This window comes from Mycobacterium sp. TH-M103 (assembly GCF_057473785.1).
Genome location: NZ_JBYCLG010000103.1, coordinates 1 through 5,339, shown reverse-complemented (window position 1 = coordinate 5,339; position 5,339 = coordinate 1). Strand labels below are relative to the sequence as shown.

At 69.2% G+C, this 5,339-nt stretch carries 5 protein-coding genes; 4 read left to right on the top strand and 1 reads right to left on the bottom strand.

From position 1 onward, the window contains the following. Window positions 1-603: IclR family transcriptional regulator (locus AC2VOR_RS05995; protein ID WP_486963376.1), on the bottom strand; the 603-nt coding region annotated here is incomplete at its 3' end. Window positions 604-730: 127 nt separating this feature from the next. Here AC2VOR_RS05995 and AC2VOR_RS05990 point away from each other — a divergent pair. The 4 genes from AC2VOR_RS05990 to AC2VOR_RS05975 form a co-directional block, all read left to right on the top strand. Further along, entirely contained in the window at window positions 731-1,594 is an 864-nt protein-coding gene (locus AC2VOR_RS05990) for an alpha/beta fold hydrolase (protein ID WP_486963375.1), read from the top strand. Further along, window positions 1,594-3,309: a bifunctional 3-(3-hydroxy-phenyl)propionate/3-hydroxycinnamic acid hydroxylase gene (locus AC2VOR_RS05985; RefSeq protein ID WP_486963374.1), complete on the top strand. Its 1,716-nt coding sequence runs from the start codon at window positions 1,594-1,596 to the stop codon at window positions 3,307-3,309. The genes AC2VOR_RS05990 and AC2VOR_RS05985 overlap by 1 nt, the downstream gene beginning before the upstream one ends. Then, complete coding sequence (locus AC2VOR_RS05980; protein ID WP_475582069.1) at window positions 3,236-4,174, top strand: 3-carboxyethylcatechol 2,3-dioxygenase; 939 nt, start codon at window positions 3,236-3,238, stop codon at window positions 4,172-4,174. The genes AC2VOR_RS05985 and AC2VOR_RS05980 overlap by 74 nt, the downstream gene beginning before the upstream one ends. Continuing rightward, a partial coding sequence (locus AC2VOR_RS05975; protein ID WP_486963373.1) for an FAD-binding protein occupies window positions 4,171-5,339 on the top strand: 1,169 nt, incomplete at its 3' end. The genes AC2VOR_RS05980 and AC2VOR_RS05975, both read left to right, overlap by 4 nt.

Sequence of the window (5,339 nt, the reverse complement as noted above, 5' to 3'; positions counted from 1 at the left end):
GACGTCTTCCCGGTGGGAGATGAGGTTGATGCAGGTCGGCGGGGACGGGGCGCGCCGGCGCACCGCCACCGCCAAACCATAGGTGTTGGGCTCGATTTCGCCGTAGGTGGTCACCCACCCGCGTTCCCGGGCGCGCGCGACCAGGTCCCGTTCCCCCGGGCGTGCAGGCATGCTCGCCAGCAGGGCGATCCCCGCGGCGCCGCGGTCCAGTGGATAGCGGCTGCCTTCGTGGAACGAGAGCTGATAGGCGACATGGCTCGGCACGATCACCGCGACGGCCACCTGCTGGTCGCCCTCGGCGATCAGCAGCGACACGGTGGTGCCGAGCTCGTCGGCCAGGGCGCGCAGCGTCGGCAGACAGAGCTGGCGCACGTTGCGGTCGAACGACGCGCCGAGCACGGCGAGCCCGGCCGCCGGCCGGTACCGCCCGTCTTCCCCCTTTGCCACCAAACGGAATTGGGTCAGCGTCGACAGCAGCCGGTAGGCGATGGTGCGGTGCACCCCGATCTGGTCGGCGAGCTGTTGCACCGTCAAGCCGCTCGGGGCGTCCGCCACCATCTGCAGCGCGGTCAGGCCCCGGGCCAGCGTCTGAGAACCCGTCACGGCCTTGACAGGACCTGGAGCGAGAGCGAAGCTCTATATATAACGCACATAAGTGTGCGATATTAGCACACCCAGTAATCCGAAAACGAGAATCAGATTTTCCACCGCCGGAGGCCGGAGAGGAACCGTGACGGAGTTCGAGAGCATATGGAGCGACCTCCAGGGCGTCCCGTTCGAGCAGGGTTACCTCGACGCGGGGGGAGTGCGCACCCGCTACCTGCGGGCCGGCGATCCCGGCATGCCGGTGCTGATGCTGCTGCACGGGTCTGGTGGCCACGCCGAGGCCTACGTCCGTAACCTGGCGGCGCACGCGGAGCACTTCTGGACCTGGTCGATCGACATGCTGGGCCACGGGTACACCGACAAGCCGGGCCACCCGCTGGAAGTCGCGCACTACGTCGAGCACCTGATGAGGGTGCTGGAAACCATCGGCGCCGACCGCGCCAGCCTGAGCGGTGAGTCGCTCGGCGGCTGGGTGGCCGCCCGCGCCGCCGTCGACCATCCCGACACCGTGGACCGCCTGGTGCTCAACACCGCCGGCGGCTCCCAGGCCGATCCCGAGGTGATGCAGCGGATCATCACGCTGTCGATGGCGGCCGCCGAGAACCCGAGCTGGGAAACCGTGCAGGCGCGGATCAAATGGTTGATGGCCGACAAGTCGAAGAATTATGACGATCTGGTCGCCAGCCGCCAAAGAGTCTATCGCCAAGCGGGATTCGTCGGGGCGATGCGCGACATCATGGCGCTGCAGGATCCCGAGATCCGGGCGCGCAACATCCTCGGCCCGGGCGAATACGGTTCGATCACCGCCCCGACGCTGGTGTTGTGGACCAGCGACGATCCGACCGCCGACGTGACCGAGGGCCGCCGCATCGCGTCGATGATCCCGGGTGCGCGCTTCGAACTGATGCCCGGCTGCGGTCACTGGCCCCAGTACGAGGACCCCAAGACTTTCAACCGCCTGCACCTCGACTTCCTGCTGGGGCGGTGATGGCCGGCGCCGCGCAGGACACGGATGTCGACGTCGTCGTCGTCGGGGCGGGCCCGGTCGGGCTGACGCTGGCCAACATCCTGGGTCTGCGGGGTGTCCGCACGTTGGTGGTCGACGAGCGGGACACCCTCATCGACTACCCGCGCGGGGTGGGGTTGGACGACGAGGGGTTACGCACCTTCCAGTCGCTCGGCCTGGTCGACCGCATCCTGCCGCACACCGTGCCCAACCAGATCCTCCGCTTCGTCGACGCCAAGCGCCGGGTGCTGGCCGAGATGGCCCCGCCCGACGCGCGTTTCGGCTGGCCGAAGCGCAACGGGTTCGTCCAACCGCTCGTCGACGCCGAATTGCTGCGCGGGCTGGACAGATTCGCGCACGTCGACGTGTGGTGGCAACGGCCCATGACGGCGTGCCGGCAGAGCGCCGACGCGGTCACCGTCGAGTTGGGTGGCGCGGCCCAGCACGACGGCGGCACGTCCAGCGTGCGCGCGCGCTACGTCGTCGGCTGCGACGGCGGGCGCAGCACGACCCGCCGCATGATGGGCGTGTCCTTCGACGGCACCACGTCGTCGACGCGGTGGCTGGTCGTCGACATCGCCAACGACCCGCTGGGCCACCCCAACAGCGAGGTCGGTGCCGATCCCGAGCGGCCATACGCATCCATCTCGATCGCGCACGGAATTCGCCGCTTCGAGTTCATGATTCACACCGACGAGACCGACGAACTGGCGGAGGACCCGGCGTTCCTGACGCGGATGCTGGCGCGCATGGTGCCCCACCCCGACCGGGTCGACGTGATCCGTCGCCGCGTGTACACCCACCACTCCCGCATCGCCGGCGCGTTCCGCAGCGGCCGGCTGCTGCTGGCCGGGGACGCCGCCCACCTGATGCCGGTCTGGCAGGGACAGGGCTACAACAGCGGCATCCGCGACGCGTTCAATCTCGGCTGGAAGCTCGCGGCGGTGGTGGGCGGCCTGGCCGACGACAAGCTGCTGGACACCTACGACATCGAGCGCCGCAAGCACGCGCGGGCGATGATCGACCTGTCCACCATGGTCGGTCGCGCCATCTCCCCGACCAACCGCCGGGTGGCCGGCGTGCGGGACCTGCTGGTGCGGTCGGCGTCGATCGTGCCGACGCTCAAGCGCTACGTGCTGGAGATGCGGTTCAAGCCGATGCCGCGTTACGACCAGGGCGCGGTCGTGCACTCCGGACTTGCCGGCGCCGACTCACCGGTCGGCACCCTGTTCATCCAGCCCCGGGTCGACACCCGGACCCGGACCGACGTGTTGCTGGACGACGTGCTCGGCGACTGGTTCGCGGTGGTGTGCTGGAACAACAACCCCCGAAAGATTCTCGGCGAAAAGGCCTTCGCGCACTGGAAGGCCGTCAGCGCACGTTTCTTCGCTCTCCGCCCCCTGACACAACTGCACTGGGAAGGACACGACGATCCCGATGTCGTGGTCGTCGGGGACCGCAACGGCGGACTCAAGTCCTGGTTCGACACCCATCGGGAATCGGTGTTGTTCCTGCGTCCCGATCGGTGCATCGCCGCGGCCTGTATCGCCCAGCGGGCACCCGAACTGAGCGCCGCGCTGCTCGACGTTCTCACTCTCGCGCCGAAAGGGGGTGAAGTCGCCGATGACACTGGCTCTGTGCTGCATGTCGCACAGCCCGCTGCTGAACCTTCCGGGACCGTCGCGGGCCCTGCTTGACGACATCGACGGCGCCATCGCGCAGGCGCGGGACTTCGCCGCCGCGTTCGACCCCGAGCTGGTCGTGATCTTCTCCCCGGACCACTACAACGGCTTCTTCTACAAGGTGATGCCGTCGTTCTGTATCGGCTTGAGCGCCAGCGGCGTCGGCGACTACGGCACCCACACCGGCCCGCTCGACGTCCCCGGGGACCTGGCGTTCGGCTGCGCCGAGGCGGTGCTCGAGGCGGGCGTCGACGTCGCGGTGTCGGCCAGCATGGACGTCGATCACGGCACCGTGCAGCCGCTGGAGAAGCTGTTCGGGGCTGCGACCGCATGCCCGGTGATACCGGTCTTCGTCAACGGGATCGCCGTGCCCCTGGGGCCGCTGCATCGCTGCCGGGCGCTGGGGGCGGCGGTCGGGGCGTATCTGGCCGGCCTGGACAGGCGGGTGCTGGTGATGGGGTCCGGTGGCCTTTCCCACAGCCCCCCGGTGCCCGCGCTGGCGACCGCCTCCCCTGCGGTGCGGGAGCGCATCGTGCACGGTCGTCCGATGACCGACGAGCAGCGCCAGGCCCGGCAGACGGCCGTGATCGAGGCGGCGAGGGACTTCGCTGGCGGGGCGAGTGACCTGCAACCGCTCAACCCGGCGTGGGATCATCGCTTCCTCGAAATCGTCGACGCCGGCCGGCTCGCCGACGTCGAGCAGTGGTCGAACTCGTTCGTCTCCCACGAGGGCGGCAGCTCGGCGCACGAGATCAGAACGTGGGTCGCGGCATTCGCGGCCCTGGAGGCCGTGGGTCCCTACCGGACCACCGTGCGCTACTACAAGCCGGCCCCCGAACTGATCGCCGGGTTCGCCGTCAGGACGGCGGTCCCGCAATGACCGCCCCGTCAGCGCCGAAGGCCGGCTTCGACCGGGTGGTCGACGTGCTCGTCGTCGGATCCGGCGGCGGCGGCATGACGGCCGCGCTGACCGCGCACGCCTCCGGCCTGGACGCCCTGGTGATCGAAAAGTCCTCCCACTTCGGGGGTTCCACCGCATTGTCCGGGGGCGGGATCTGGGTGCCCGGCGCGCCCGCGCAGCGCAGGGAGGGCTATTCACCCCCACCCGAAGGTGTCGTCGAGTACCTGCGGCAGATCACCGACGGCCTCGTCACCGAGGCGCGGATCCGGCAGTACGTCGACGCGGCGCCGCAGATGCTGTACTTCCTCGAAAAGCTCTCCGGATGGCTGGAATTCGTCTGGAAACCGGGCTATGCCGACTACTACCCGGAACTGAGCGGCGGCTCCGAACTCGGCAGCACCATCAACGTCCCCCCCATCGACCTGCGAAAGCTGGGACCCGACGAACAGACGCTGCTGCAGCCGCTGGCGCTCGCCCCCAAGGGAATCTGGCTGGGCCCCAAGGAGCTTCGCTCGTTTTACCGGATCCGGCAATCCTGGGCGGGCAAGGGTGTGCTGCTCAAGCTGATCGCCCGCATGGTCCGCGCGCGGGTCTTCGGCGAGCGGATCGCCGCGATCGGCCAGTCCCTGGCGGCGCGGCTCCGGCTGGCGATGCGGGACCAGGGGATACCGCTGTGGCTGGACTCGCCGATGGTGGAGTTGCTCACCGGCGCAGGCGGGACGGTGACCGGCGCGCTGGTGGAGCGGGTCGGTACCGCACAGCGGATCGGCGCCCGGCGGGGGGTGATCCTGGCCTCCGGGGGCTTCGACCACGACCTGGCCTGGCGCAAGGAACAACTCCCGGTGATCGAGCAGGATTGGAGCTTCGGCAACCCCGCCGCCATGGGCGACGGCATCCGCGCCGGGCAAAAGGTCGGTGCGGCAACCGAGTTGCTCGACGAGGCCTGGTGGTTCCCGGCGATCCAATGGCCGGACGGGCGCATGCAATTCATGCTCAACGAGCGCATGATGCCGGCGCAGTTCATCGTCAACGGCGCGGGGCGGCGCTTCATCAACGAGGCGGCGCCCTACATGGACTTCGGTCACGCCATGATCGACGGCCAGAAGTCCGGGGTCACCCACATCCCGTGCTGGCTGATCACCGA

Coding starts and splice junctions, on each gene's coding strand:
- AC2VOR_RS05985 (WP_486963374.1), top strand. CDS start 1,594: ATGGCCGGCGCCGCGCAGGACACGGATGTCGACGTCGTCGTCGTCGGG.
- AC2VOR_RS05980 (WP_475582069.1), top strand. CDS start 3,236: ATGACACTGGCTCTGTGCTGCATGTCGCACAGCCCGCTGCTGAACCTT.